The following is a 26,212-nucleotide window of genomic DNA, read 5'->3' on the forward strand; positions in this document are numbered from 1 at the left end:
GTACACAGGACATGGCAACACCATCTGTGGAGAGCTTTGTAACGCTTCTCTTAAGTACATAAGAACCCCACTGCTTTAGCTGTGGGAGTAGTCAGTACTGATTTGTTAGAAAAATTTTTCACAGCTGAAAAAATGTCATCTTGCCAGATTGTATTGAATAAAAGGGGGATAGATACTACGTTCTATAGAGAGTAGACTGAATTAATAAAATTGGCTAAAATGGTAATTAACTGGTTAGTCACTAAAAGTTGTGGGTGCTATTTGTTGATTGGAGTGGAGACCGGGCGACTCCTTGGGGATCAGTAATAGAGGAACGAAGGCTAAAACTATCACATCCTGTGATAACGCCTTCCAACATCGTGCTGCTGCCGCTACGTTAGCACAACGCTTTCGCGCAAGGCCCGAGACCCTGAAGCGAGCGCATAGGAGAACGAAGGCTAAAAGCATCAGGTCCTGTGATAACGCTCCTTCGTGATCAAAATCGGAGCCGCTTCGCTTTCGCGCAGAAAACACTTGCCGCTGCCGCTTCGCTTTCGCGCAAAAAACATTTGTTGGCTCAAGTGCTCATCGGGCGCCCCCTAGGAAAGTGCACAGTCGGAACAGAAATCAACCACATGTTATGGTGATGATCCAATCTTATATAATGGAAAATTAAAAAGCGAATGAAAGAGGTCAATAGAATGATAATCCAATCTACAAATAATAATTACGTAAATACAATTAAAAAAGATGAACTAAATAGACTATCTCCAGATTTATTTTTAGATAAAAATAAACAGAGCAAAGCAAAATATGAAATTAAAAAAGAAGATGGTTATATTCGCCATTATGTAACCAAATTGAATGGTGAAAGAGTAATGATAAAAGAAACCAAATTACCAAAAGGACCCGATACAGATCAAAGCACAGGCGAGATGCCCGATATTTTAGTAGATAACCTATTAAAACAATTTACAAAAACTTTAGATCATCAATTATCGGATGAATTATTAAAAACAGGATTAGCTGGTCAGAAAGCCAAAGAAAAATTAATAATAGCTTATCAAAATTCAATCTAGGAACGTTTGAGAAAAATTGATTTTTAAAGGGGTAATTTAGGTGATCGTTTATGCAGATTAAGAAGCGTTTAGGTTTATGTTTCTCAGCTTTGTTAATCATATTACTTGCTGGAATTGTTGTGAAAAATGTATTCCTAAAAGAAGCAACAGTTAACCCAATAGTAGAAAATGAAGATGGAACAAAACAGCTAGTTTTTGATGCAAAGTTAACACGATTAGACGAATCAACAACAACATTTAAAGAATACAATGGAAAAGTCCTAATCGTTAACTTTTGGGCATCTTGGTGTGGGCCTTGTCAAGAAGAAGCTTCGGAATTAAGGGATTTTTATAATAATAAATCTGAAAATGTTGAGCTGTTAGCGATTAATGCGACTTCTCATGATAGTAGTGAAAATGCTATGGAATTTCAAGATACATACAATTTGAATTTCCCTATATTTCTTGATTTAGATGGTACACTTCAAAAATCATTTGGAATAATGGCTTATCCAACAACTTTTATTTTTGATTCTAAAGGTATATTAAAGTACACGATAAAGGGATCGATCAATCAAAAAGAATTAAATGATTATATTGATAAACTCTACTAAATCTGTAAACGCACAGCTCCCTTTCCGATTCCGGACGCGATTATGCCGAGGCATAATTTGATAGGTGGAATTATTAAATAACTATGCAAGAAAAGAGGGGATATTATTATGTATCAGACTTTAAATGGTTTTTTTAAGTCTTGGGAGTTCGAAGCCAATTGTACACAGAAGTTATTGAATACTCTAACTGATGAATCACTTAAGCAGGAAATAACGTCTGAAAATTGGACTTTAGGACGTGTTGCTTGGCATATGGTTACTGCAATTCGCATTATTACTTCGAATACAAGTTTAACATTTGATGCGCCAACTAAAGATTATTCTGTTCCAACTCGGTTGTATAAAGAAATAAATTACAAAAAAAGGGACATCACCAAATGATTTGGATGACATTTGTTTGTATGCCATATAAATTGATAGGATTGGAGACTGGGAGACCCTGTAACGAAGCGAGGGAAGAGAACGAAGGATAAAAGCAACAACGTCCTCGTGACTAACACCCTGTCTCTGTCTGCTCTGTTAGCACTCCGCTTTCGCACAAACACACCTGTTGCCCCGCTCAACTGAAATCAACCACACGTTATGGTGATGTGGAAAAAAAGAGACTTCCCCTAAACTAGGAGAGTCTCATTCCCATACATTTAATTATAGTTCTTCCTGGAAATAAATCTTATAAAACTTTCGATTTGTAGATTCATCGTAACCTACTTCAATTAGTTCATCTACTTGCTCGATATCCTGTACGTTTACCTGGATCTCAATATTGGAATCGAGTTTGATTTTACGTTTATATTTTTTCTCAGCCTTTTCAAGTGCGCTCTCAGAAATAACGGTTTCATAAGGTTTTACCGAATTGATAATAATATCTTTTTGTGTTGGCTCCGCATTTTCAAATACCGTATCAATATAATCATTTACTTGAAATTCATCTTCATTTCTAAAATAATCAAGCGTTCTATTTAAAAGACCTAGCTTTTCAGTATTTGTATAGCTTTCTTCTTTTAAAATATATTTTTTGCATTCTGTTAACGCTAAATTCGTTTTATAATAATGTTCATCTGCAGCTTTAATCTTTAAAAATCGTTCTTGCCAGTAGATAATATCTTCTTTCCTTTTCGTTTTCATAAAGACAGCAGGTGCCTGTTCCGTTCCCATATCTACGATAATGGCCATGTTATTGACTTTCTTTACATTAATGCCATCGATTCCGTTAATAACCATTTTGTTTTGGTCGTTTTTTACATCTAAAAACATTTCTTTCTCATCAATTTTAACGATGGCGATTATTTTTTTAGCTTCTGTAGATAAAAAACAATTGTCAAATAATCCAATAAACAATTCGCCACTTTTAATGTTAGGATGTTGAGATACACTATGTAAGTGTTTAGCAATGTTGGTTGATTGTTCAAGGAAACTATTCTCCTGATCAAAAATTGCCCTCACATATGTGTGCACTTCATTTAACCCAATATCTGTTTCATGAAAAAATTCGAATTGCTGCTCCAAATCAATTTTGCTAAACGCTAGCTGTGTAAAAGCTGCCTCTAACATGACCTCTGGCTGTGATAATGATTCCTCACCTAACACGAGTGTATCGTCAATAAAATGTATAACGTATTGCGTTAATTTACTTTCACTTACTTCTAGCATGTTTTTCACCTTCTAAAATAGCATTGTAGATAATATACCATATCATAATCCTCACAACATTTTCATGTATTTAATTTTTAGGAATTATAAAACAAAAAGGAACAGTGAAAGCATGTGTTTTAATTTTCCTTGGCATATTTGCTATATCATCGGCGGTAGCTGAAGCATACTGGAATTAAACGGAAATGTACATGAAGAATTTCACGAGGGGAAGAGGCGTTAATATGATCTATAACATTAAACCAATAGCTGTAGTGAGCAACAGTCGAAAAATGATTGAAGACGACAATTGGGGTGGCGTCATTTCTACTATTGAATTGACAAAAGATATGTATGAATCATCTTTAAAGGGGATTGATGATTTTTCTCATTTAGAAATCATTTTTTATTTTGACAAAGTTGCAGTTGAAAAAATCCAATATGAAGCGAGACATCCAAGAAATAATACGGACTATCCGGAAGTCGGTATTTTTGCACAGAGAGGTAAAAATAGACCTAATAAAATAGGGGTAACTGTTGTAGAATTACTAGAATTAAAGGATAGAACATTAATCGTCAAAGGCTTAGATGCTATTGATGGAACACCAATCATTGATATAAAACCTGTCATGAAAGAGTTTTTACCAAAAGACGAAATAAAACAGCCAATTTGGGCAACTGATTTAATGAAGAATTATTGGGACTAGTCTATGTACACAAAAGAATTTTAATTCACGAAGGAGTAATCATTATGTTTTTAAATCTACATATACAAGCTGCTAGTGTCAATGCTAGTGCTCCAACACTTAAAACTTTAAAAAACTTGTTCATTCTTTCATCTCCTATTCTTGGTAAAAACAATATCTATTAGTATACATTACTATAAAAGGAAAAGTTTCGTTATTTTTAAAATAATACTAGTTCAATATTAAAATAATAGTAAATGCCCAACCTATGCCTCTGTTTATAAGCCTTCCTACTTATCCTAAGTCGCAAGAAAAGTGGTTCTTGAATAATAATTGAAGGGTAAGCAATTTCATTTTATTCATGATATAAAAAGTTGAATTACGCCCATATATTCCTTTTTTTAGTTATTCCGAAATAAAATCGCAATGGTGCTAAAACAATAAGAGATCATTAGTGTATTGAATAGAGGATTCTAATGGTTTTGTGTTGTAGCAAGGGACTATATTAGCTAGTAGTTTGTTATAGGTGAACATGCTGAACCTAAAAAGCCTTTTGTAAATTGGCGGTCTTCAAAAAATGAGATAGCTATCAAACTTTTAACAGTTCAGTGCGTGCTATGTTTGTAAATAAGTACGTGGGGGGGCAAGACATTAGAAGGGGTGGTATTTTTGGATGTGCTTTTGGCGTTGAAAAAAAGTATGACAAAAAGAAAGAGCCGAGAAAATGATATCATTTTCTCGGCTCTGTTTATCAATTATAGCCCCAGATCATTGCGAATAATGTACCAATGATTGTGACAACACCTACGAATACTGAATATAAAATCGTTGTATATAACGTTTTCTTATCTTCAGATTCACCGATGTGCATGAATAATACTAATTGTACAGTTGCTTGTGCAAGAGCAGTCACTAGTAAAACACCAAATGCCATGTTAAGTGACATATCAAATTTTACGACAGATAAAGCTACAACTGTTAGTAATAGTGAGAAGCCGAAGCCCATCACATGTTGTTTTGGGAATAATTCCTTCATCAGCTAATCAGTCCTTTCAAGTAGACGAAGCTGAAGATGAAAATCCAAACAACGTCTAGGAAGTGCCAGTACAGTGAGAAGATAAACGCTTTGTTAGCCGTTTGTGGGTTTAAACCACGGCTAGCTACTTGGATTAAAATTGCAACGCCCCAGAAGAAACCGAATGTTACGTGGGCACCGTGCGTACCAAGTAAAGTCATTAATGCCGATAAGAATGCACTTGTTGTAATTGTTGCACCTTCATCAACATATGTGATAAATTCATCAATCTCAATGCCTAAGAAGCCAAGACCTAATAGAAGTGTGATGATGAAAAATGCCATCATCGCTTTTTTATTGCCAATACGCATTGCATGAACACCAAGACCAATTGTGAAACTACTTGTTAATAATAAGAATGTTTCCCATAATACTGGTGTTAATTCGAAAATCTCAGCGCCATTTGGGCCACTACCAGTACGTGTTTGAAGTGTGAAATACACTGTAAATAGTGTGGCGAATAATACGATTTCGGCGCCAAGGAAAATCCAGAAACCGAAAATTTTCAGGCGATTTTCTTCTGTACTATATTCTAATGGAAGTGAAGAATCGATTTTCATATTATTTATCACCTCTCAAGCTTTTCTCAGTTGCCATAACTTCTTCAACTGAAATGTATCGACCATGATCTTTTTCAAATGAACGGTGAATCATAAAGCCGAATACACCAATCATACTAATGATGGCTGGAATCCATAGATTAAATACAGCGAAGAATGCTGCAAGGAAGAAGAATCCACTCATCCAGAATGGTGTGCCAGTGTTGTTAGGCATGTGAATTTTTTCAATTTTACCTGCTGTAATATCGCGACCTTCTTTTTTCGCGAACCAGAATTCATCTAAACGTGTAACAGTTGGAACTACTGCAAAGTTATATTCTGGTACTGGAGAATGAGTAGCCCATTCTAATGTACGGCCATCCCAAACATCTGCTTTTTCATTACGAGGCATATGTTTCCAGCTGTAATAAATGTTATATACGATTAACGCAAAGCCGACAGCAAGACCAAGACCACCGATGAACGATAGCATGTTCAATGGACCGTAGCCAGTAGACTCAGAGTAAGTGTACATACGACGAGCGTAACCATCTAAACCTAAAATGAATAGAGGGAAGAATGTTACGTTAAAGCAAATTGCGATAAACCAGAAAGCAGTTTTACCTAGTTTTTCATTTAAACGGAAACCGAACATTTTTGGCCACCAGTAGTGGTAACCTGCAAGTACACCAAATACTGTACCTGGAATTAATACATAGTGGAAGTGGGCAACTAAGAACATCGTATTATGATATTGATAGTCAGCACTTGCCATTGCAAGCATTACCCCTGTAACCCCACCAATTGTGAAGATAGGAATAAAGCCAAGAGCATAAAGCATAGGAGTTGTAAATTGAATTTTACCGTGTCTCATTGTGAGCAACCAGTTAAATATTTTAACCCCTGTCGGAACAGCGATTGCCATTGTTGTAATAGAGAATACGCTGTTTACCATTACACCGTGACCCATTGTATAGAAGTGGTGGGCCCATACTAAGAATGATAGTAACGAAATAACGACCATACTCATAACCATTGATTTATAGCCGTATAAGTTTTTACGTGCAAATGTCGCAATGATTTCAGAGAAAATACCGAAAGCAGGTAGGATAACGATATAAACCTCAGGATGTCCCCAAACCCAGAATAGGTTGGCCCAAAGCATATCCATACCGCCATTTTGCATGGCAAAGAATTGTGTACCGAATTGACGGTCTAACATCATTAATGCAAGTGCTACAGTTAAAACTGGGAATGCAAATACGATAATAATGTTTGTAATTAAAATTGACCAAGTGAACATTGGCATTTTCATTAATGTCATACCAGGTGCACGCATTTTAATGATTGTTGCGATGAAGTTAACACCAGTCATTAACGTACCAATCCCTGATAATTGTAAAGCTAAAGAATAGTAGTTGTTCCCAACAGTTGGACTAAATTCTGTCCCAGATAGTGGGAAGTAAGCTGTCCAACCAGCATCAGGTGAACCACCGATGATAAATGATAGGTTTAATAAACCACAACCAGCTGCAAATAACCAGAAGCTGACTGCATTTAGACGTGGGAAGGCAACGTCACGTGCACCAATTTGCAGTGGGATAACGATGTTCATTAAACCAATTACGAATGGCATAGCCATGAATAAAATCATTAATAAACCGTGTGTTGTGAAAATCTCATTATAGTGTTGTGCATCAAGAAGTCCGTTATCAGGAACTGCCGTTTGTGCACGCATTAACAATGCATCGATACCGCCGCGGAATAGCATCAAAAGTGCTGTAGCGATATACATAATACCGATTTTTTTATGGTCAACAGTTGATAGCCAGTTTTTGTAGAAATAGCCCCATTTTTTGAAATACGTAAGGCCAGCTACAATTACCACTGCTCCAACTACGATACTAATAGCTGCCGCTAAAATCATCGGTTCTTGCATAGGATGGAATACTTCTTCCATACTCATTGGATGCGCTCCTTTCGGGTTTAAAAATTAATGTGAATGTGTTGCTTCAGAATTTTCTTGTGAATCAGAATGATCCCCATGGTCCATATCACTATGATCCATGTCTCCCATTTTCATGTGTTCACTGTGTTCCATTGGAGCTGGACTAAATTCTAAGTGTGTAGATGAATAGCTTGAACGACCAACGTGTTCTGCTTTTAATAGTTCATCAAATTTTTCTTCTGTTAATGGTTTTTCTTTTGTTTTTACATCAGTAGCCCATTTGTCGAAGTCTTCTTGTGTCATAGATTGCGCTTCAAATTCCATTTCAGCAAATCCGCGACCGCTAAAGTTAGAGTTACGGCCCATGAATGAACCAACCTCATCTGCGGCAAGGTGAATAGTTGTTAACATGTCACTCATCGCGTATTTTTGACCAGCTAATTGCGGAATCCAGAAACTTGTGATTGGTCCGAAAGAGTAAAGTTTGAACTCGATTGGACGGTCAGTTGGAATATTTACATAGTTTACAGTTTCAATACCTTGCTCTGGATAGCTAAAATGCCATTTCCAGTTAGAAGATGATGCGTAAATAACAAGTGGCTCTTTATTGTCATAACCTTCTGGTGTTGCCTCTACTGTACTTGTTGTTCTTACAGTAACAATTGCTAAGAATGCCACTATGATAATAGGGATAACTGTCCACGTAATTTCAAGTAGATGACTACCCTCTTCGTGAGGAGGCTCATAATCGGCAGGTGTTTTTGAAGCACGGTATTTTGTTAACATAAATGCTAAAAGCACGTACACGACTAGTAATATAAAGGCCATTGTAATAATGGATAAAATAATTGTGTCTGATAATGTTTTGGCATTCGGCCCTTTTGGATCAAAGATTGTTAGGGGTTCACAGCCAGAAAGAACTGCAAGCGCACCAAATGCAATAAACATTAAACTTAACTTTTTCTTCATGTTTGACTCCTTTCTATAAAACGGCTATTCATAAATTTCATTTGTTTTACATAGATTCGAAATTATAAATAGTGGGTAATACGGTCACCTCTTTTAATTGTTGTACCAATCAAATGATCAGAAATACTTACAATGACATGGTTCATTATGAAACATTGAATCTAGTATTTGACTGGTCTAGTGCAAGCGTTCGCAAAATTATTAATCTGTGTAATCGATTTTTAAACAATGTGTCATAATCGATCGACACAAATGTCATTGTTTGCATATAGGATTATACGCCCTGTTTTAAAGAAAAAAATTATTTTTTTATATTTTTAATAGTAAACTGGGGGAGAATATGAACATTTTTTGAACAAAAATCGTTATTTCAATATTAGTATTTTTGTGTTTAATAAAATAAACACTGTTAGAACGTTGAAAACACTGAGTTTCTCATCTTTAACTATGTAAACTGTTTTTTGTGTGAAAATGTCATTTCACATTTTAGACGTCATTTTGTAATAAAATCGCCGTTGTGTTAAGGTGTTGAATGCTTTTTTGTTGCGTTTTAAAAAAAGATGACTACACGAAAAGTAGAATTGTGGATATATCAGGATAAACTCTCAATGTCAGGGATGATTGGAAAGAAGTATTTCGGAAACGAATATAAATTATGTTAATATAATTATTAACTTCCATTTATTTCATTCTCGATGTTTTACCAGGAAAGTAAAAAATGCAAACTAAGGGAATCCTTAGTTTGCTAAATTTGGTATGTGGACGAAAATAAATGTTCGAAGCAGAGAGAAAGTGGAATTTATCTTTATTCGGCGGATTACGCCAGACATTTTATGCGCCTAGTTTTAGCCATTTTGCGACTTGTCCATAGATAGTATTTTGAAGTTTTGGGGCTAGGTTATGCATCTTTAAGGCAAAATACAATGTTTTCATTAAATTTAATGTACATGTACGTCCGCTAAAAAAGGCTTCGTTATAGCCTTGTGTCACTAAATGCATTTCAAATTTATCAAATACCTGTTCGACAAATTCTATTAATGCTTCCTCGGAGTAGTCACGAGCTAGTAACGCTTCAATTATGTTAACTAAGCGTTCCTCCTCATCGTTGACAAAGACAATATCTTTCCAAGTAACAAGTTTCAATGCGTGCAAGATTAAAGGCGCATGCTGTAAATCAAATTTAGGATGTTTAATCGTCATTGCTGCTAGATCTGCACCATGTGCAATGCTATGCGCCCAACCTTTATCTTGAACATAACCTCTTGTATCTTTTTCCAATAATAAAAAGCGACCGATTTTTTGAAAGAAAATTTGTAGATGATCTTCATTTAAAATCAGTTGTTCAGCATCTTTTGCAAGAATACTTGCTACAAGTAAAGCAGAAAACGAACGTGTGAAGACACTATCTGTCATTTCTTCACCTATGTTTAAATATAAAAAATCGTCACTAATTGCAGTATCAAATAAATATTGTAGCTGTTCAGTGCTCAATAAATTGTCGCTAAGTATATCAATAAAAGTTCGATAAACTAATTTATCTCGTAATTCGGCATCTGGTGAACCAATGTGCGTTAACATTTCTTGTAACAACCAATCACCCTTTTGTAACATAAAATCTTGTCGTGCTGAAGGTGTCATGGTTGAAAATGATTGTAATGTATTTTTGATATTCATATATAATTCCCCCGATGTTAAGTTAATTCTCTATAAGAGCATTCTTTTTAAAGTGTTCCTTGAGGATCACTAGCTTTGATATTACTTTAATTACAATGCAGAGACATAGTAAAGATGCTTATAGGAACTAGGTCTTTTTATTATAATGCTTCAACGGTAAATTTGTTGATTAGTGAAGTTTTCTAGTGATATAGAAGTATATTCGCAATGGGAATTCCAGAATCAAGAGAAAGTTGATATGATAGACAAGCAACAAAAATGGGAAAGACTTAAAAGGAGCACACAATAAAAGACATACCTATTTAAGTATGTCTCGTCTTAGTTATGATATTAGAGCTGATTTTATACCGAGCGGCCATTCAGTAAAGGTATTTTGATTGGTTTTTAATTCTACAAGAATATTTGCATTTTTAATGGCGTCGATTAGCCATTCACTATAATGAAGATTCGGTTGAGAGTGCTGTAAGATTCGTTGCATATCTTTTTTGTCGATACTTAGAAGTTTATAGTTGCATTCAATGTGTACACTTTGGGGAATAATAAAAAGTGACTCATGTTGGTGTCCAATTGAAATGGAGCCAGGAATGTAACCTTGGATACTTATAATATGTGTAATTGCTTCTTGCGTGTATAAATCAATCTTTGTCCGTGTGAGTATTTCAAATTCAATCGGGTAATCCTTGTGATGGGGATTGTCCGCTGTAGAAAACGAAACAACTTTAATTGATAGTGCCTCAAACATAGGAGAGATGCTACTACCAAATTCACTAACTGTATTTATTAATTGCATGTATTCCACTCCTTGTGAAGAACTTTTTCCATCAATTATGCCACGGCATAATTGCGTCCGGAATCAGCTTTGTGCTTAGGCTTGAATGTCGGTCATTTCGGTAATGCCACATGACGTGGGGTTTTTACCGATGCAAGTAAGTTAGCCGTTAGCTGAATGCCTGTAAACAGTAATAAATGAAAGATATTATTAATTATAATACAATTTATTACAAAATATGAAATGCTAAAGCGAAAAATAATCAGGGAGAAATTTATCTTGTCATTGTTGAAAGTTAAAATGACATTTGTTAAAACCGAATACCATCAAATGAGGTTGATTGGAGTAAATGAGGGGGAGCGTTATAGATAAGATCCTGGTGAGAGTCAGTAGAGGAACGCACCGAGTTCTGTGATAACACTTTTGTGGCCAACCGCCAGTAACCTATCGAAATTCCTGGTATAGCCCTCGGTCAAATACAAAAATCAACCACATGATAGGGTGATAATTCATATAGGAACTAATAAGTAAAAAAGTTGAGGTGAGAAAAATGACAAAGCGAAAACGACATGTTATAAAACATGACAATATTGTTGTTTTTCCTGGTGCTGTTCAGACATTAATACGTGAAGGACATATGTATGCGGAAAATTATCAATATGAAGAGGCTGTGGCCAGCTTTGAAAAAGCATTTTTATATGAGGATGGAGATGAAATTGCATTAAGTACCTACGCGTATGCTTTATATGAATTAAAAACATACGATAAAGTTAAAAATGTTTGTGAGCAATTGTTTGCTATGGGTACGACATTGTATGTGGAAGTAATGGAACTGTATGTTACTGTGTGTATGCAGTTAAAGGAATATCATCAAGTAGAGTCGTTAATTTCGACATTAATTGAAGAAAACGTACTTCCGGAAGATCAGCTTGAGAAATTTGAACGCTTAAGAAGCTTGAATCAAGAGGTTTCTAGGAATCTCCAAAAAAAAGAGGATGCAAAACGATTGTTAGAAGAGCAAGAATATGAACTTTCGAAATTTAGTGCATTAACGCCAAACGAACAATCAATTCGGCTGCATCGCTTAATGGATACGAATGTAAGACAATTAAAGACAGCATTGAAAGCTATTATTGAATGTCCAACAATTCATCCATTTGTTCAGAGCTTAGCATTAATCCTTTTAGTGGAACAAGAAGTGTCAATTGAGATTACTGTTTCAAAATTTAATGGAACAAAAATTATTAACCCTAACAATTTAGTCTTACCAAATCAGTTGCCTCAGTATAGGGAAGTAAAAAATATAATCGAAAATAAATTAGAGCAAGACCCATCGACGTTAGAAATGGTACAATATTTAATGGCGAAGCATGCCATTGTGACGTATCCGTTTGAATGGCGCCCGTATGAAGCCGATGATATTGCTTATAGTTATATAGACTTTGTACAATCTATGCTCGGAAAAGTACAGGAAATGGACTATGAAATCATTGACTTTTTACAAATGTTAGAAAAACTAACGGAACTACATGAAGTGTGAAATAAGTTGAAACTATACGCATCTATGTTATACTAAAATGGTTGTCAAAATCGTAGTTACGAATGAATTGTCTAACAATAAACTTGATCATTTATTTGGAGGTATTTATACATGTCAGCAAAATGGGAAAAACAAGAAGGTAATATCGGTACTCTTACAATCGAAGTACCTGCTGCAGAAGTAGACGCAGCAATGGACCAAGCGTTCAAAAAAGTTGTAAAACAAATTAACGTACCAGGTTTCCGTAAAGGAAAAATGCCTCGTAATATGTTTGAACAACGCTTTGGTATCGAATCTTTATACCAAGATGCATTAGAAATCATCGTTCCTGAATCTTATTCGAAAGCGATCGATGAAGCTGGTATTATGCCAGTTGATTACCCAGAAATTTCTGGTACAGAAAACTTCACACATGGTAAAGATTTCACATTTACTGCTCAAGTAACAGTGAAACCAGAGCCAAAACTTGGTGAGTACAAAGGTTTAGAAGTTACGAAACTTCCAGTAGAAGTTACTGATGAAGAAGTAGAAACACAAATTCAAGACCAATTAGCTCGTAAAGCAGAGCTTGAAATTAAAGAAGACGAAGCAATCGTAGAAGGTGATACAGCTGTTATCGACTTTGAAGGTTTCGTAGGTGAAGAAGCATTTGAAGGTGGTAAAGGTGAAGACTATCCACTAGAAATCGGTTCAGGCTCATTCATCCCTGGCTTTGAAGAGCAAATTGTAGGTATTAAAAATGGTGAATCTAAAGACGTAGTTGTTACTTTCCCAGAAGAATACCATGCAGCTGAATTAGCTGGTAAAGAAGCTACTTTCAAAGTAACTGTAAAAGAAGTTAAAACAAAAGTTCTTCCAGAATTAAACGACGAATTCGCTAAAGAATTAGACCCAGAAGTTGAGGGTGTTGAAGCTTTACGCGCTAAAATCAAAGAGCAAACTGCTGAACAAAAACAAGCAGAATCAGATGCAGCACTTCGTGATGAATTAGTAGAAAAAGCTGCTGAGAGTGCAGAATTTGAAGTACCTGCTGGTATGATTAACTCTGAAACTGATCGTATGTTACAAGAATTTGGTCAACGTTTACAAACACAAGGTATGAACTTAGACCTTTACTATCAATTCTCAGGTCAATCAGAAGAAGATTTACGTGGACAAATGAAAGAAGAAGCAGAAAGCCGTGTACGTGTATCTTTAACACTTGAAGCAATTGCTGAAGCTGAAAAAGTTGAAGCAACTGAAGCTGATATCGAAGCTGAATTAGAAAAAATGGCTGCTCAATTTAACATGACAAAAGAGCAAATTACTGGTGCTTTAGGTGGCACAACAGTTCTTGAAAACGACATTAAAATTCAAAAAACAGTTGAATTTTTAGTAGAAAACGCTAAAATTACTGAATAAGATTTTTTTGTAACTGGATAGAAAAATGAAAACAAGGTACGGCATTAAACCGTGCCTTGTTTTATCACATATTTTGTGTTTAGGTGTAGCTGGATTCCCTGTTGGTTAGTTTAGTTAATTACGACTGCTTTCACCGTAAAAGGGTCCTCCAAAAGGAAGAACTTTTTTGAAGAGGGGATAGACAAAGCCTTTACATTTCTCTAATACATAGTATTGTTTGACTTTTCACACGATGCTAAAATTTGACTTTATTCAGCAGAGATAAGGCTTCCGGCGGATGTCAATTGATTGAAGTCTCAATTCTTCCAAATGAGGAACAACGAAATACATCCTCTTCTGAATGAAGTTAAGCCTCTGGCGAATGTAATAGATTTTAAAAGGATTTGTAACTTGTACTACTGAATATAAAAAGTAAAGTCACGAGTCAATACCAACTGACGAGGGGCAGGGAGCTTAACTAAACGTAAGGTCTCTGGTCGCTGGAGCTTTCAGAAGAATCAGTTAGTTACACATATGTGGAGATAACAGGTATGATTAGCGGGATTCAGGCTTATCCCAAAAGTTGTGGATTACATTTGTTAAACGTATGCCATTAGTATAAGTCTAAACGTAAATCAACGACACGCTAGGTGATAAGCTGGAATTTATCGGATTTTGCGGTAAATATTCATGTTTTTTGTACAATGAATGTCAAAAATCTTGAACCATAAACGCCGTGGTGTAAATGGATGCAGACAATTTATTTGATAATGATTCAATAATCTTGTAAGATTGTTGCTTGAATAGGGGTGAAACATATTGTTCAAATTTAATGATGAAAAAGGCAATTTAAAATGCTCATTCTGTGGGAAGCCACAAGAACAGGTACGTAAACTAGTTGCGGGTCCTGGTGTTTATATTTGTGATGAATGTATCGAACTTTGTTCAGAAATCGTTGTAGAGGAACTGGGCGTTGAAGAAGAAATCGAATTCCAAGATATTCCGAAACCAAAAGAAATCTTAACGATTTTAGACGAGTATGTAATAGGACAAGATCGTGCTAAAAAAGCTTTAGCTGTTGCGGTTTACAATCACTACAAACGCATTAATACAAATAGTAAAATTGATGATGTAGAATTAGCGAAATCGAACATTGTGTTAATCGGCCCAACTGGTAGCGGTAAAACTTTATTGGCCCAAACATTGGCGCGTATATTAAACGTTCCTTTTGCTATTGCAGATGCAACTTCACTCACTGAAGCTGGCTATGTTGGTGAGGACGTTGAAAATATCTTATTAAAATTAATTCAATCGGCAGATTACGATATCGAACGTGCTGAAAAAGGGATCATCTATATTGATGAAATCGATAAAGTTGCACGTAAATCTGAAAATCCATCTATTACACGTGATGTATCTGGTGAAGGTGTACAACAAGCACTTCTTAAAATTTTAGAAGGTACAGTTGCAAGTGTCCCACCACAAGGTGGCCGTAAACATCCTCACCAAGAGTTCTTACAAATTGATACTACAAACATCTTATTTATTGTAGGTGGAGCGTTTGATGGAATAGAATCCATTATTAAGCGCCGTCAAGGTGAAAAAGTAATTGGTTTCGGTTCAGATCCTAACAAAATTGATGTGGATGAAGGCTCAATTATGGCGAAGCTGATTCCAGAGGATTTATTGAAATTTGGCTTAATTCCAGAATTCATCGGTCGATTACCAGTACTTGCAAGTCTAGAGCAATTAAACGAGGCTGCGCTTGTACAAATTTTAACGGAGCCCAAAAATGCACTAGCTAAGCAATATCAAAAAATGCTCGAACTAGATGGTGTTGAGCTTGAGTTTGATGAAGGTGCCCTTTCTGAAATTGCAAAAGAAGCAATTGAACGAAAAACAGGTGCACGTGGTCTTCGTTCAATTATTGAGTCAACGATGCTTGATGTAATGTACGAACTACCTTCACGTGAAGACGTGAAAAAATGTATCATTACGGCAAAAACAATTACGGATAAAGAAAAACCGAAATTGCTTCTTGAAGATGGCACTGAACTCGATGAAGGTAGCGACACAAAAACTTCAGCATAACGAACAGACGTGGCTGTCTATTGTTATGAGATAAAGAGTAATTTAGCTGACTTCGATTGTGCAATATTCGCACATATCGACAGTCAGCTTTTTATTCATTCATACATAAAGCCAACTGTAATTAGATGAAATTTTTGGCTCAATTGATTAACAAGTGTGAATCAGCTTTTTAGACACATACTAGTAGCGTGGGAGTGAATAAGAAAATTTTGACGGAGGTGAATACCCGCATGGTGACAATACAAAAAACAACAAATGTACCACTATTGCCTTTACGTGGACTTTTAGTATACCCGTCGATGGTGTTACATATTGATGTGGGTAGAAATCGTTCTGTAGCGGCGCTAGAACAAGCAATGTTAGAGGACCAATTGATATTATTGGTAACACAAAAAGAAATGCATGATGAACAGCCTGATGAGCAAGATCTCTATGCAATTGGTACGATGGCATATGTCAAACAGATGCTTAAATTACCAAATGGAACACTGCGTGTTTTAGTAGAAGGTGTAGAGCGTGCGACATGGTCTAACTATCGGGCGTTAGAAAAATATACGGTTGTTGACATCGATGTTAAAGAAGAAACAGTCGATAAGGATATTGAAACACAGGCTTTAATGCGCACGCTGTTATCGCATTTTGAAAGATACGCGAAAGCCTCCAATAAGATTACTTCTGAAACCATCAGTACTGTAGCAGACATCGAAGAGCCAAGTCGTTTAGCAGACATCATTGCTTCACACTTGCCATTCAAGATTGCAGATAAACAAGAAGTATTAGAAATGCTCAGTGTAAAAAAGCGTTTAGATCATTTAATTATTCGTTTACATGACGAACAAGAAGTACTTGATCTTGAGAAAAAAATTAATACAAAAGTTAAGCAATCCATGGAACGTACGCAAAAAGAATATTATTTACGTGAACAAATGAAAGCTATTCAAACTGAGCTAGGAGACCGTGAGGGGAAAACTGGCGAAGTCGCTGAATTACGTAAACGTATTGACGAAACAGGAATGCCTGAATCCACGAAAGAAGCAGTGCTTAAAGAGTTGGATCGCTATGAAAAGCTACCAGCAGCTAGTGCAGAGAGTGGCGTAATCCGAAACTATATTGATTGGATTGTGGCATTGCCATGGACAAAGGCGACTGAAGATCGCATGAATATCGCACATGCAGAGGATATTTTAAACCGTGATCATGATGGATTAGAAAAAGTAAAAGAACGTATATTAGAATATTTAGCTGTACGTCAATTGAAAGAATCGTTACGTGGACCCATATTATGTTTGGCCGGCCCTCCGGGTGTAGGTAAAACATCATTAGCACGATCAATTGCAGAAAGTTTGGATCGCAAGTTTATCCGTATTTCATTAGGTGGGGTACGTGACGAATCAGAAATTCGTGGCCATCGTCGTACGTATGTTGGGGCAATGCCAGGGCGTATTATCCAAGGGATGAAAAAGGCGGGGACGATTAATCCTGTGTTCCTTCTAGATGAAATTGATAAAATGTCTAATGATTTCAGGGGAGATCCTTCAGCAGCAATGCTTGAAGTTTTAGATCCGGCTCAAAATAATACATTTAGTGATCATTACATCGAAGAACCTTATGATTTATCAAATGTATTATTTATAGCAACTGCCAATGATTTAAGTACAATTCCTGGTCCGTTACTAGATCGTATGGAAGTAATCTCAATTGCTGGTTATACAGAAATTGAAAAAGAGCAAATTACGAAAAATCATTTGATACCAAAACAGTTAAAAGAGCATGGCTTGAAAAAAACACAAATTATTATTAAAGACGAAGCAGTAGTGGATATCATTCGTTATTATACCCGTGAAGCAGGTGTTCGCGGACTAGAGCGTCAAATTGCAACTCTATGCCGTAAAATCGCGAAGATCATCGTTTCTGGTGAGAAAAAACGAGTAACAGTAAACTCGAAATCGTTAGAAGAATTACTCGGTAAACATCGTTTCCGATATGGACAAGCCGAAGAGGAAAATCAAATTGGTGTAGCTACTGGGCTTGCTTATACAACTGTGGGTGGTGATACGTTACAAATTGAGGTATCATTAACACCTGGTAAAGGAAAATTGCAGCTAACTGGGAAGCTTGGCGATGTCATGAAGGAATCTGCTCAAACGGCTTTATCGTATGTACGTTCAAAAATGGAAGAGCTAAAAATAGATGCAGAATATTTTGAAACACATGATATTCATATTCACGTTCCTGAAGGAGCAGTGCCGAAAGATGGACCTTCCGCAGGTATTACAATGGCAACTGCAATTGTTTCTGCAATTTTACACCGTCCAATACGCCGTGAGGTCGGAATGACAGGTGAAATTACATTACGTGGACGTGTACTGCCAATCGGTGGTTTAAAGGAAAAAACACTCAGTGCGCATCGAGCGGGCTTAACGACAATAATTTGTCCGAAAGATAATGAGCGAGATATTGAGGATATTCCTGAAAGTGTACGCGAACAACTAACATTTAAACTAGTGTCATCGGCTGATGAAGTATTAGCCATTGCACTGGACGGAGGTATTTAAGAAAATGAAAGTCCATAACGTCGAAATGGTCATAAGTGCTGTAAGACCAGACCAATATCCAGAAGATGGACTGCCAGAATTTGCACTAGCCGGTCGTTCAAATGTGGGGAAATCCTCATTTATTAACCGAATGATCGGTCGTAAAGCTTTAGCACGTATTTCTTCGAAGCCCGGAAAAACACAAACGCTTAATTTTTACAAAATTGAAGAGCAATTGTTTTTTGTAGATGTTCCGGGTTATGGTTATGCAAAGGTTTCAAAGACTGAGCGTGAAGCATGGGGGAAAATGATTGAGCGTTACATTACAGGGCGCAATGAATTAAAGGCAGTCGTACAAATTGTTGATTTACGTCATCCCCCTACAGCTGATGATCGCATGATGTATGATTTTTTAAAGCATTACAATATTCCTTGTATCGTCATTGCCACAAAAGCAGATAAAATTCCAAAAGGTAAATGGGATAAGCATAAAAAAGTCGTGAAAGAAACGTTAGACATGGAAAAAAATGATCCTCTTATTGTCTTTTCTTCAGAAAAAGGAATTGGCTTTGAAGAAGCTTGGCGTACTATCGAAAATAAAATGTAATAAGAAAACATCTATTGAGTCTATTATTTAGGACAGTAGATGTTTTTTTATTAAAATGGATAGAATTACTTGATGAATGAAACAACTGACCGATAAATTAAATAGGAGGTGGACTAAATGGATATCGCAGCTTTATCAATGGCAATGAATCAAGCAACTTTAATGCAAAATGTATCTCTAGCTGTAACGAAACAAGCAATGGATATGCAACAGCAAAATACAGAACAATTAGTTGAAATGTTAGATGCTCCACATCCAACAGCTGGACATACAATTGACGTTCAAGTTTGATGAAGGAAGGTAGCTTGAAATTGGAAGCTACCTCTATCTTTGTGTCTAATGGTAGATTTAAAAAGGAATTAAAAGCACTAAAATGTATCTTTTTGAATAGGAAAAACTACCAATAATACGATATACTATTTATTAATAACATTTTTCTAGGAGGTGGGATTTGTTGAAGAAGATTCCATACATACTAATGATTTTGTTACTAGCGGTTCTCGGGTTTTCATCAAATCAAACAGCACATGCTGCCCAAATGGTGACTGGAACTTTTGTAGATGTAACATTTTCAGAATATGAAAATACAAATGGAGTAATAGAAAAAAAGCTTAGTAATATTACTTTGCAAAATGATAGCGGTCGTCAAGTTACATACAATATAAATAACAATGCCCGCCTGTATATTAATAATACAGAGACAACGATCGAAGGTTTTAAGATGGGGATGAAAGTAGAAGCGGACATTTCCCTTCGAAGTGTTGTTGAGCTTCGAGGTACTTCTAATTCTACAAAAGAAACAGAATCTCCAACAGTTTCACAAAATACTAAAACACTTGCCGGGGTAGTAACAAGTATCGATCCAAACGGACTATACATTATGCTGAAGTCGGATTTTGGAAAAGAAACAACCTACTATATAAATAAAGATACAAGCTACCAAAAAAACTCCTCTGCAGTCGATATTAGCGCATTATATGTAGGGGATCGTGTTAAGCTTAGCCTTAAAAATCGAAACACATCCATTGTCACGAAAATCGAAATTAGTGACACAGGTACATTAGTTGAAAACCTATATAAAGGTGAGATACAAACGGTTAATGCCAATGCAAATAAATTAACTGTCAAAAACCAGCATGCTTTTATCAATTGGCAATTTGGTTCTGATACAACAAAGGCTTTATCAACGATGAGTTTTTCATCGAAAGTTCCGGTATATGTTGGAAACACAAAAATTAATAAAGATCAGTTGAAAAATTACGTTGGCAGTGAAGCCTATTATGCAACAGTTAAACAATTTGGCAAAGAAGTCATTGAAAAGATTGTTGTATTGAAAAACAACGAGCGAACTTACTATGAGCCTATGCTTTCTGTGGATACTAAATATCAATTATTAAAACTTAAATCTGCAGGTACAATATACTTCCATGATGGAACGATTCTAATTCGAAATGATCGTTTAATCGAACCTACTGGACTATTAGCTTATGGAACAGCTTTTGTTATTTCGGACGGTGCTGCACGTGATCATTATGCCCAAGTTGTGCAAGTAACAAGTGATAGTTTTATGTCACCAAACTTAGCAGGTCATGAGTTATATTATGGACGCTTATCGCAAGCAGATGGCTATGTAATCGAAATTGATGATGCGATGAAGATCGAGTCAAATGTCTTCAAGAAAACAAGTCGTACTGTACTATCTGTTAGTAATTCAACAAAAGCAATAGTAGATGATGGTAACAAAACATACAGTGTCGTTCCTGATATTGAACTTCATTTATATGAAGGTCAATACGGATACTTCTATGTGAAAGATGGACATGTACAGGCCCTTCATATTCTTAATAAAGCGAAGCCTGTTGCACCATTAATGTTAACAGGTAAATTACAGTCAGTTAAATCGAAATTCCCAGCTGTAATTAATGTGAAGAGCGTTAGTCAATGGCAAAATGGTCGTTGGTATGAAGCTGGTGAAATGATTGATATGAATATTGACCAAGCAACAATTATTAAAGCTGGTAAAGTTATTCAAGCATCTGATTTAAAACCTTCTGATCGTTTAGTAGTATTATCAGATCGTTTTGTCAAAGCTCATTTAATATTAGTTGATTAACTTCTTTCAGCAAATGTTTTATGTAACGAAAGTGAAACGGCAGTTACAAATGTCTTATGTAACGAAAGTGAAAACGGCAGTTACACAGTGTTTTTGTAGCGAAAGAGAAGCGTCAGCTACAAGTGTTTTCTTTTGCGCTTGCTTATGGTGAGAAACTTTGTCCCTTATATGAGTGGATGGCGAGCGGATATTAACCATGAAATTTTTAGGTGTGTTGATTAGGAAAAAATAAGTTTATTCATATAAGAATTTTTTGCATATGTAAGCTTATTTTTGGGCTGATTGTAGTGAAGAGTTCGAGTGTTCCTATCACTTTGCTTTCATCGACACACCTATTATTTTGTAATCTTAAAGAAATAATTGACAGCTCCAGGTGCGGATATGCATGGAATGAAAGAGAGGAACAGAAAAAGAATGCGAAAACATTTATCTAAAATAATGTTAGTGGTTCTTGCTGTATTAATTATTGGAGCTACTATCCCAGATAATGCATCGGCGTCTTCATTAGAAACAACAGGTGCTGTAAAAAATGAATATACATATGAGGAAGCTGTTTTCATTTCAGGAACACCTATTATATTTAAAGGCACTAGTAGAGACATTAAAATTACACAAAAAGAATCTAAAGGAAAATTAACTGAAGCATATAGTTTAAAGCTAACAGCAAGTAACGGTGCTACATTGACACGTAATATTGCCTATGAATCAGATGTAGTAGATTATGCTACGATTGGTCAAAAAACATCAAATGGTGTTGTGAAAAAGTATACAGAGAAAATTGTTGCTGGGAAAACAACCTATACATTGGTTGATTACCAATTTTCACAAGGGACTGTAACGGACAATCGTGTAGCCTCTGATTATTTTTCAGGTAATGTGATTTCGAGAAAAACGTATTCCTATCAAACCGGGACTGGAAAAAATGCAGTCCAAAATACTGTAACAATTGATACTGATAGTCGTCATGCTGGCTATGAAAACTTCTGGGGAGCAACAGAAACACAAATTACAGAAGCTGTTTATAATTATAGCGATGGTAAGACAAGCCATGTGAAAAATCGTTTATCTACAAGTAAATCACGTGTACTAAACTATGAAGAAAACCTAGGGAGTTTAGGGAGCTTTGATGGTGGATATGCGGTAGTAAGTGAAAAGGATGTTATTTCTGAATATACGTATGATTTAGCCTCTGGACAAAAAGGTACTCTTGACTTAGATACACAATACATGCCGACAATTGAACGTTTAATCATTCCTAAGTTCCGTGATTTATCAAATCATTATGCGAAACAAGCTATTGAAAAATTATACTCTTTAGGTATTTACTCTGATGCAAGTAACTTCTTTTCACCAAATACCCCTATGAAGCGTATTGACTTTTCAACGGCGATTGGTAAGGCAGTTGACTTACGTGTTATGGCAGAACCGAAAACGAAAAAATCGAAAACTACTACAAGTATTTTTAAAGATATCAAGCATACAGTAAAAGATTATGCTTATATTGAGTCTGCGGTTCATAAAGGAATTATTAAAGGTGTATCACCAGAGTATTTCAAGCCTGATAATCCAATTACTCGAGCACAAGCCGCTACGATTTATGTGCGTGCCTTAGGGCTTGAGAATAAGGCGCCAGATCCGGGTTATATAACAAAGTTTAAGGATGATGCGCAAATTCCAGCATACGCAAGAGACGGTATTTACATTGTAAATGAGTTAGGCTTAATGACTGGTGACACTGTAGGTCGATTTAATCCAAATCAACCATTAACGCGTGCGGAAGCATCAGTAGTGTTAGAACGTTTTTTGAATTATTTGGAAGGTGACTTAAAACAAAACTATCGAGATGACATATTGTTCTTCAATTAAAGAAAGGACTGAGCAATAAATGACGTATGCTAAAAAAGCATTCCTATCCCTGCTATGTTTCGTACTAGTTCTGATGACAGCAACTCCTGCTGTAACTCAGGCAGCTACGACAATTAAGGATGTACCAACTAATAATAGTAAATTCAAAGCTATTTCATGGGCAGTCGATAATGATTTACTCTCATTGAATAGCGCTAATAACTTTTTACCTAATGAACAGCTAACTGAGCGAGAGCTTGTTGTCATGTTTGCAAAGCTTGATCGAAACTATGCATTAACATATGACGATAGTGTAGCTTATAACTTCTATAGTGATTTTTATTTGCCGTTCAATGGTACCTATACAACAGCCAATCGTTCAAAAGCTGTTACACGTGGACAATTTGCACGCATATATGCTGCCTTTAGAGGTTTAGATTTAGATGAGCCTCAGGCGGTTCAATATTTATACACGAATGATATTTCAACAGGAAGCACTGGTAAAAAGACATTTGCCGATTTCCAACCTTCTACAAAGCTAACTCGTGGAGATAGTGCTGAATTATTATACCGCAGTGTACAAAACGGCAACTTTGCTGTACTAGGATTAAAACGTACTGCTGCAGGCCGTGATAACGATAAAATTACATTACCTCCGGGCTTCATGGGCTCAAGCAACACAGAATTTGAAGAGCCAAAGGATAATAACAACGATTTTACTGGACCAGAGTATGTTAATAATGCTTTACAAAGTATTGATGTTGAAAAACCAGATTTAATCGCAAATGACCAAGATTCAACGCTCATTACTGTATCTTTAAAAGCTTGTAATGGTGATCCAATACCCGATGATAAATCTTATACATTCCGTGTAACTTCATCATATGGTGCAAAAATCGTTGACACATCTGGTGAAGCTGTTCGAAATGTACAATCAGATGGCTCTACTGTCTCTGCGATTGTTATAGCACCAAAATTAACGAAATCTGTACGTGATACAATTTCATTTGAGCTTATTAACAACACAGATCCTGGTATGAAATGTCTTGTAGGTGAAAAACTGAATGCACATGTCCGTTACTCACCACAGCCGGAAATGCGCATTGATTATCAAGTGTATGATCCAGCAAATACGGATGACGAAAATGGAAATGTAACACCTCCATATGTACCGTATGAAAAATTACCAGAGTTCTTTACAGAAAATATTGTGAACGTTCATTGGATGGATAGAGAAGAAAAGCTATTTAGTATTGGGCAGCAAACAAATGTAACAAATGCTCTAGGAAATGTTGAAAATATATATTTACAATATGGTGGCAGCGATAAAAAATACCCTGCATTAGGCTATGAAAATGCCATTTTACAGTTTGAAAACTATAATATTTCAGTTTGGCTGTTCGAAGAAATTATTGAAAAACGCTTGATAGATTCGATTAATGATACGGTTGAAATTATGTATATGATTTCAGATGATGGGCGACCAATTTATCGTATTCAAGGAATTGATGATTCGATTGCCTCGCAGGTTGAGAACATTAACCCAGTCGGTGCTATTATTCAACTTATGGGCTATATGCCAGATGAAAAAAAACTGACGCTCGAGCATTATGATAGTGTCATGAAAATTTATGCTATTTTAACAAGCTTGAGTAACTATGATCGAACAGTATTATTAAAATACCAAGGTGGTAAATTACTCGGTCAAGTAGAAGCCTATAAAAAACGAGTGGAAGCATTAAAGGAAAGTGAAGAAGCGGCATCAAGACCATCTGGTAAAGATCGTTACACAAAAGTAATGGTTACATTAGTGAGACCAGGTGGAGAAATTATTACTGACTATCAAGGAACAGTAAAAATTAAATTTGATGGTGTTGAGAAAACAGCTTCATTTGTTACAAATACTTCGGATTATTTAAATAATACAGGAAGCCCAGGGACCGCTGTAGCGTACTTTGACTCGGTTATTTATGGGAAATCAAAAGCTGAAGCAACATTAGTAAATAAAATAGATCCTCGTTATGCAACAATATTGAAGGATTTAAAAGATAAAACAATTACAAAAGAAATATTTACAAACCCTTACTTTAGTAAAAATTCTTGTTCTTTAGCAACAGAAGTCGCTTATGTAGTTGATTACTCTGCTTCCATGAAAGCTTCTGACCAAACCAATTACCGTGGTAAGAAAATGATGGAAGTCATCAATCAAATTAAGGCAAAAAATAATATTGTGATTGAAACAAATACAAAAGCTACTGTTCTTGGAGAGGGCAGTACAGACAATGTATTGAAAAAAGATCTGTATAAAGCATCGAAAGAGAAAGGTGCCACAGATATTTTTGCAGGTATTGAAATCGCACTGTCTAAATTCTCAAATGACTCAAAAACGTCAAAAGCGATCATCGTCGTATCAGATGGTAAAACAAGTAAATCTAAGATGACAAAAGTGTTGAACGATGCCAAAAATAAAGGGGTTAAGGTTTACACTGTAAGCATGGGTAAGAAATCACAAGTCAATGATGCAATGTTAACGCAATTGGCTGCTGATACTGGCGGTATTTATTACCACGCGATCGATAACTTACAATTACATCAAGTTTTCCAAAAAATTATTGATGCAATTTTATGTAAAACTACGCCTTCAAGTTGCGTGAATCCTGAAGATTTATTTGAAGAAGCGACAGTAACTCTACGCAAAGGCAATATTACAATGAATGCAAGAATCGATGGTAATTGCTCAAATGTTGAAAAGATTAATGTACGTTTCCCTTCTTTAAGTGGAGATGCGCAATTTGAATTGAAAAAGCGTAGTGATAATGTCTACATGCTAACAAAAACAGTGCAAACAATGCAGGACTTCAAAGTTAATAATGAGATTGAATTTGTAGCATATGATAAAGACGGTAAAATCATAGCTACTAAAACTGTGACAATCACAAATTAAAAGATAAAAGTTTTTTAAAAGCTGAACTAATTCTAACAATTAGTTCAGCTTTTTTTATGAAATATTTATATAGCATTTACCATATCGTGTGGTTGATTTCCGTTCCGACTGGCACATGCATCTGCAAAGGTCTCATGGAAAAACGTGTAAAGGGCATGTGTAATATACAAAACGTCAATAGCTCCATAGTTTGCTTGAGAAATGGATAAATTACTTTA

The 26,212-nt window shown here is 35.8% G+C and carries 20 protein-coding genes; 13 read left to right on the plus strand and 7 right to left on the minus strand.

The genetic code is table 11. From position 1 onward, the window contains the following. Positions 1-680 precede the first annotated feature (680 nt). The 3 genes from ACFCYJ_RS14710 to ACFCYJ_RS14720 all read left to right on the plus strand — a co-directional run bounded on the left by ACFCYJ_RS14710 (position 681) and on the right by ACFCYJ_RS14720 (position 2,032). Positions 681-1,058 (plus strand): hypothetical protein, encoded by a 378-nt coding sequence (locus ACFCYJ_RS14710; RefSeq protein ID WP_376074689.1) that lies wholly within the window; start codon positions 681-683, stop codon positions 1,056-1,058. A 50-nt stretch (positions 1,059-1,108) separates the two neighbouring features. Further along, positions 1,109-1,651, plus strand: a complete 543-nt coding sequence (locus ACFCYJ_RS14715) for a TlpA family protein disulfide reductase (RefSeq protein ID WP_376074690.1) — start codon at positions 1,109-1,111, stop codon at positions 1,649-1,651. 108 nt (positions 1,652-1,759) lie between these two features. After that, the gene (locus ACFCYJ_RS14720; RefSeq protein WP_376074691.1) at positions 1,760-2,032 is read left to right on the plus strand and encodes a DinB family protein; all 273 of its coding nucleotides are present in this window, start codon (positions 1,760-1,762) and stop codon (positions 2,030-2,032) included. A 264-nt stretch (positions 2,033-2,296) separates the two neighbouring features. Here ACFCYJ_RS14720 and ACFCYJ_RS14725 read toward each other — a convergent pair whose 3' ends face one another. Further along, a complete protein-coding gene (locus tag ACFCYJ_RS14725) occupies positions 2,297-3,301 on the minus strand; it encodes a nucleoid-associated protein (protein WP_376074692.1) in 1,005 nt (334 codons plus the stop codon). A 224-nt stretch (positions 3,302-3,525) separates the two neighbouring features. On the opposite strand from ACFCYJ_RS14725, the gene tsaA reads away from it, so the two are divergent. Next, the gene (gene tsaA, locus ACFCYJ_RS14730; RefSeq protein ID WP_376074693.1) at positions 3,526-3,987 is read left to right on the plus strand and encodes a tRNA (N6-threonylcarbamoyladenosine(37)-N6)-methyltransferase TrmO; all 462 of its coding nucleotides are present in this window, start codon (positions 3,526-3,528) and stop codon (positions 3,985-3,987) included. Positions 3,988-4,717: 730 nt separating this feature from the next. On the opposite strand, the gene qoxD is transcribed toward tsaA, so the two are convergent. The 6 genes from qoxD to ACFCYJ_RS14760 all read right to left on the minus strand — a co-directional run bounded on the left by qoxD (position 4,718) and on the right by ACFCYJ_RS14760 (position 10,961). Next, positions 4,718-5,002 carry a cytochrome aa3 quinol oxidase subunit IV gene (qoxD, locus tag ACFCYJ_RS14735; protein WP_376074694.1) on the minus strand — a complete coding sequence of 95 codons (285 nt, stop codon included), beginning with the start codon at positions 5,000-5,002 and terminating at the stop codon, positions 4,718-4,720. After that, positions 5,002-5,601 (minus strand): cytochrome aa3 quinol oxidase subunit III, encoded by a 600-nt coding sequence (gene qoxC, locus ACFCYJ_RS14740; RefSeq protein WP_370075462.1) that lies wholly within the window; start codon positions 5,599-5,601, stop codon positions 5,002-5,004. Before qoxC ends, qoxD begins: the two co-directional genes overlap by 1 nt. A gap of 1 nt (position 5,602) precedes the next feature. Beyond that, positions 5,603-7,546 (minus strand): cytochrome aa3 quinol oxidase subunit I, encoded by a 1,944-nt coding sequence (gene qoxB, locus ACFCYJ_RS14745; protein ID WP_376074695.1) that lies wholly within the window; start codon positions 7,544-7,546, stop codon positions 5,603-5,605. 27 nt (positions 7,547-7,573) lie between these two features. Further along, a complete protein-coding gene (gene qoxA / locus ACFCYJ_RS14750) occupies positions 7,574-8,497 on the minus strand; it encodes a cytochrome aa3 quinol oxidase subunit II (RefSeq protein WP_376074696.1) in 924 nt (307 codons plus the stop codon). 831 nt (positions 8,498-9,328) lie between these two features. Then, positions 9,329-10,171 carry a DUF2785 domain-containing protein gene (locus ACFCYJ_RS14755; RefSeq protein WP_376074697.1) on the minus strand — a complete coding sequence of 281 codons (843 nt, stop codon included), beginning with the start codon at positions 10,169-10,171 and terminating at the stop codon, positions 9,329-9,331. A 322-nt stretch (positions 10,172-10,493) separates the two neighbouring features. After that, complete coding sequence (locus tag ACFCYJ_RS14760) at positions 10,494-10,961, minus strand: hypothetical protein (protein ID WP_376074698.1); 468 nt, start codon at positions 10,959-10,961, stop codon at positions 10,494-10,496. A gap of 529 nt (positions 10,962-11,490) precedes the next feature. Between ACFCYJ_RS14760 and ACFCYJ_RS14765 the strand changes: the two genes are divergently transcribed. The 9 genes from ACFCYJ_RS14765 (at position 11,491) to ACFCYJ_RS14805 (ending at position 25,994) form a co-directional block, all read left to right on the plus strand. After that, on the plus strand, positions 11,491-12,480 hold the full coding sequence (locus ACFCYJ_RS14765; RefSeq protein ID WP_376074699.1) for a hypothetical protein: 990 nt from the start codon (positions 11,491-11,493) through the stop codon (positions 12,478-12,480). Between the two features lie 111 nt (positions 12,481-12,591). After that, positions 12,592-13,881, plus strand: a complete 1,290-nt coding sequence (gene tig, locus ACFCYJ_RS14770) for a trigger factor (RefSeq protein WP_376074700.1) — start codon at positions 12,592-12,594, stop codon at positions 13,879-13,881. 798 nt (positions 13,882-14,679) lie between these two features. Next, positions 14,680-15,951, plus strand: coding sequence for an ATP-dependent protease ATP-binding subunit ClpX (gene clpX / locus ACFCYJ_RS14775; RefSeq protein ID WP_376074701.1), 1,272 nt, complete (start codon positions 14,680-14,682; stop codon positions 15,949-15,951). 230 nt (positions 15,952-16,181) lie between these two features. Then, positions 16,182-18,506, plus strand: coding sequence for an endopeptidase La (lon, locus tag ACFCYJ_RS14780; RefSeq protein WP_376074755.1), 2,325 nt, complete (start codon positions 16,182-16,184; stop codon positions 18,504-18,506). A gap of 4 nt (positions 18,507-18,510) precedes the next feature. Continuing rightward, positions 18,511-19,092, plus strand: coding sequence for a ribosome biogenesis GTP-binding protein YihA/YsxC (gene yihA / locus ACFCYJ_RS14785; protein ID WP_249072773.1), 582 nt, complete (start codon positions 18,511-18,513; stop codon positions 19,090-19,092). 117 nt (positions 19,093-19,209) lie between these two features. Then, the gene (locus tag ACFCYJ_RS14790) at positions 19,210-19,383 is read left to right on the plus strand and encodes a YjfB family protein (protein WP_080709112.1); all 174 of its coding nucleotides are present in this window, start codon (positions 19,210-19,212) and stop codon (positions 19,381-19,383) included. A 163-nt stretch (positions 19,384-19,546) separates the two neighbouring features. Beyond that, positions 19,547-21,205, plus strand: coding sequence for a hypothetical protein (locus ACFCYJ_RS14795; protein ID WP_376074702.1), 1,659 nt, complete (start codon positions 19,547-19,549; stop codon positions 21,203-21,205). A gap of 414 nt (positions 21,206-21,619) precedes the next feature. Then, positions 21,620-23,071 carry an S-layer homology domain-containing protein gene (locus ACFCYJ_RS14800; RefSeq protein WP_376074703.1) on the plus strand — a complete coding sequence of 484 codons (1,452 nt, stop codon included), beginning with the start codon at positions 21,620-21,622 and terminating at the stop codon, positions 23,069-23,071. A gap of 19 nt (positions 23,072-23,090) precedes the next feature. Then, entirely contained in the window at positions 23,091-25,994 is a 2,904-nt protein-coding gene (locus ACFCYJ_RS14805) for a vWA domain-containing protein (protein WP_376074704.1), read from the plus strand. The last annotated feature ends 218 nt before the right edge of the window (positions 25,995-26,212 follow it).

Origin of the sequence: Lysinibacillus sp. NPDC056232, assembly GCF_042267565.1 — a bacterium.
Taxonomy (GTDB): Bacteria; Bacillota; Bacilli; order Bacillales_A; family Planococcaceae; genus Lysinibacillus.

Excerpts from the sequence above, each read along its gene's own strand:
- ACFCYJ_RS14710 (WP_376074689.1), top strand. The coding sequence starts at position 681 with ATGATAATCCAATCTACAAATAATAATTACGTAAATACAATTAAAAAA.
- ACFCYJ_RS14715 (WP_376074690.1), top strand. The coding sequence starts at position 1,109 with ATGCAGATTAAGAAGCGTTTAGGTTTATGTTTCTCAGCTTTGTTAATC.
- ACFCYJ_RS14720 (WP_376074691.1), top strand. The coding sequence starts at position 1,760 with ATGTATCAGACTTTAAATGGTTTTTTTAAGTCTTGGGAGTTCGAAGCC.
- ACFCYJ_RS14725 (WP_376074692.1), bottom strand. The coding sequence starts at position 3,301 with ATGCTAGAAGTAAGTGAAAGTAAATTAACGCAATACGTTATACATTTT.
- tsaA (WP_376074693.1), top strand. The coding sequence starts at position 3,526 with ATGATCTATAACATTAAACCAATAGCTGTAGTGAGCAACAGTCGAAAA.
- qoxD (WP_376074694.1), bottom strand. The coding sequence starts at position 5,002 with ATGAAGGAATTATTCCCAAAACAACATGTGATGGGCTTCGGCTTCTCA.
- qoxC (WP_370075462.1), bottom strand. The coding sequence starts at position 5,601 with ATGAAAATCGATTCTTCACTTCCATTAGAATATAGTACAGAAGAAAAT.
- qoxB (WP_376074695.1), bottom strand. The coding sequence starts at position 7,546 with ATGAGTATGGAAGAAGTATTCCATCCTATGCAAGAACCGATGATTTTA.
- qoxA (WP_376074696.1), bottom strand. The coding sequence starts at position 8,497 with ATGAAGAAAAAGTTAAGTTTAATGTTTATTGCATTTGGTGCGCTTGCA.
- ACFCYJ_RS14755 (WP_376074697.1), bottom strand. The coding sequence starts at position 10,171 with ATGAATATCAAAAATACATTACAATCATTTTCAACCATGACACCTTCA.
- ACFCYJ_RS14760 (WP_376074698.1), bottom strand. The coding sequence starts at position 10,961 with ATGCAATTAATAAATACAGTTAGTGAATTTGGTAGTAGCATCTCTCCT.
- ACFCYJ_RS14765 (WP_376074699.1), top strand. The coding sequence starts at position 11,491 with ATGACAAAGCGAAAACGACATGTTATAAAACATGACAATATTGTTGTT.
- tig (WP_376074700.1), top strand. The coding sequence starts at position 12,592 with ATGTCAGCAAAATGGGAAAAACAAGAAGGTAATATCGGTACTCTTACA.
- lon (WP_376074755.1), top strand. The coding sequence starts at position 16,182 with ATGGTGACAATACAAAAAACAACAAATGTACCACTATTGCCTTTACGT.
- yihA (WP_249072773.1), top strand. The coding sequence starts at position 18,511 with ATGAAAGTCCATAACGTCGAAATGGTCATAAGTGCTGTAAGACCAGAC.
- ACFCYJ_RS14790 (WP_080709112.1), top strand. The coding sequence starts at position 19,210 with ATGGATATCGCAGCTTTATCAATGGCAATGAATCAAGCAACTTTAATG.
- ACFCYJ_RS14800 (WP_376074703.1), top strand. The coding sequence starts at position 21,620 with ATGCGAAAACATTTATCTAAAATAATGTTAGTGGTTCTTGCTGTATTA.
- ACFCYJ_RS14805 (WP_376074704.1), top strand. The coding sequence starts at position 23,091 with ATGACGTATGCTAAAAAAGCATTCCTATCCCTGCTATGTTTCGTACTA.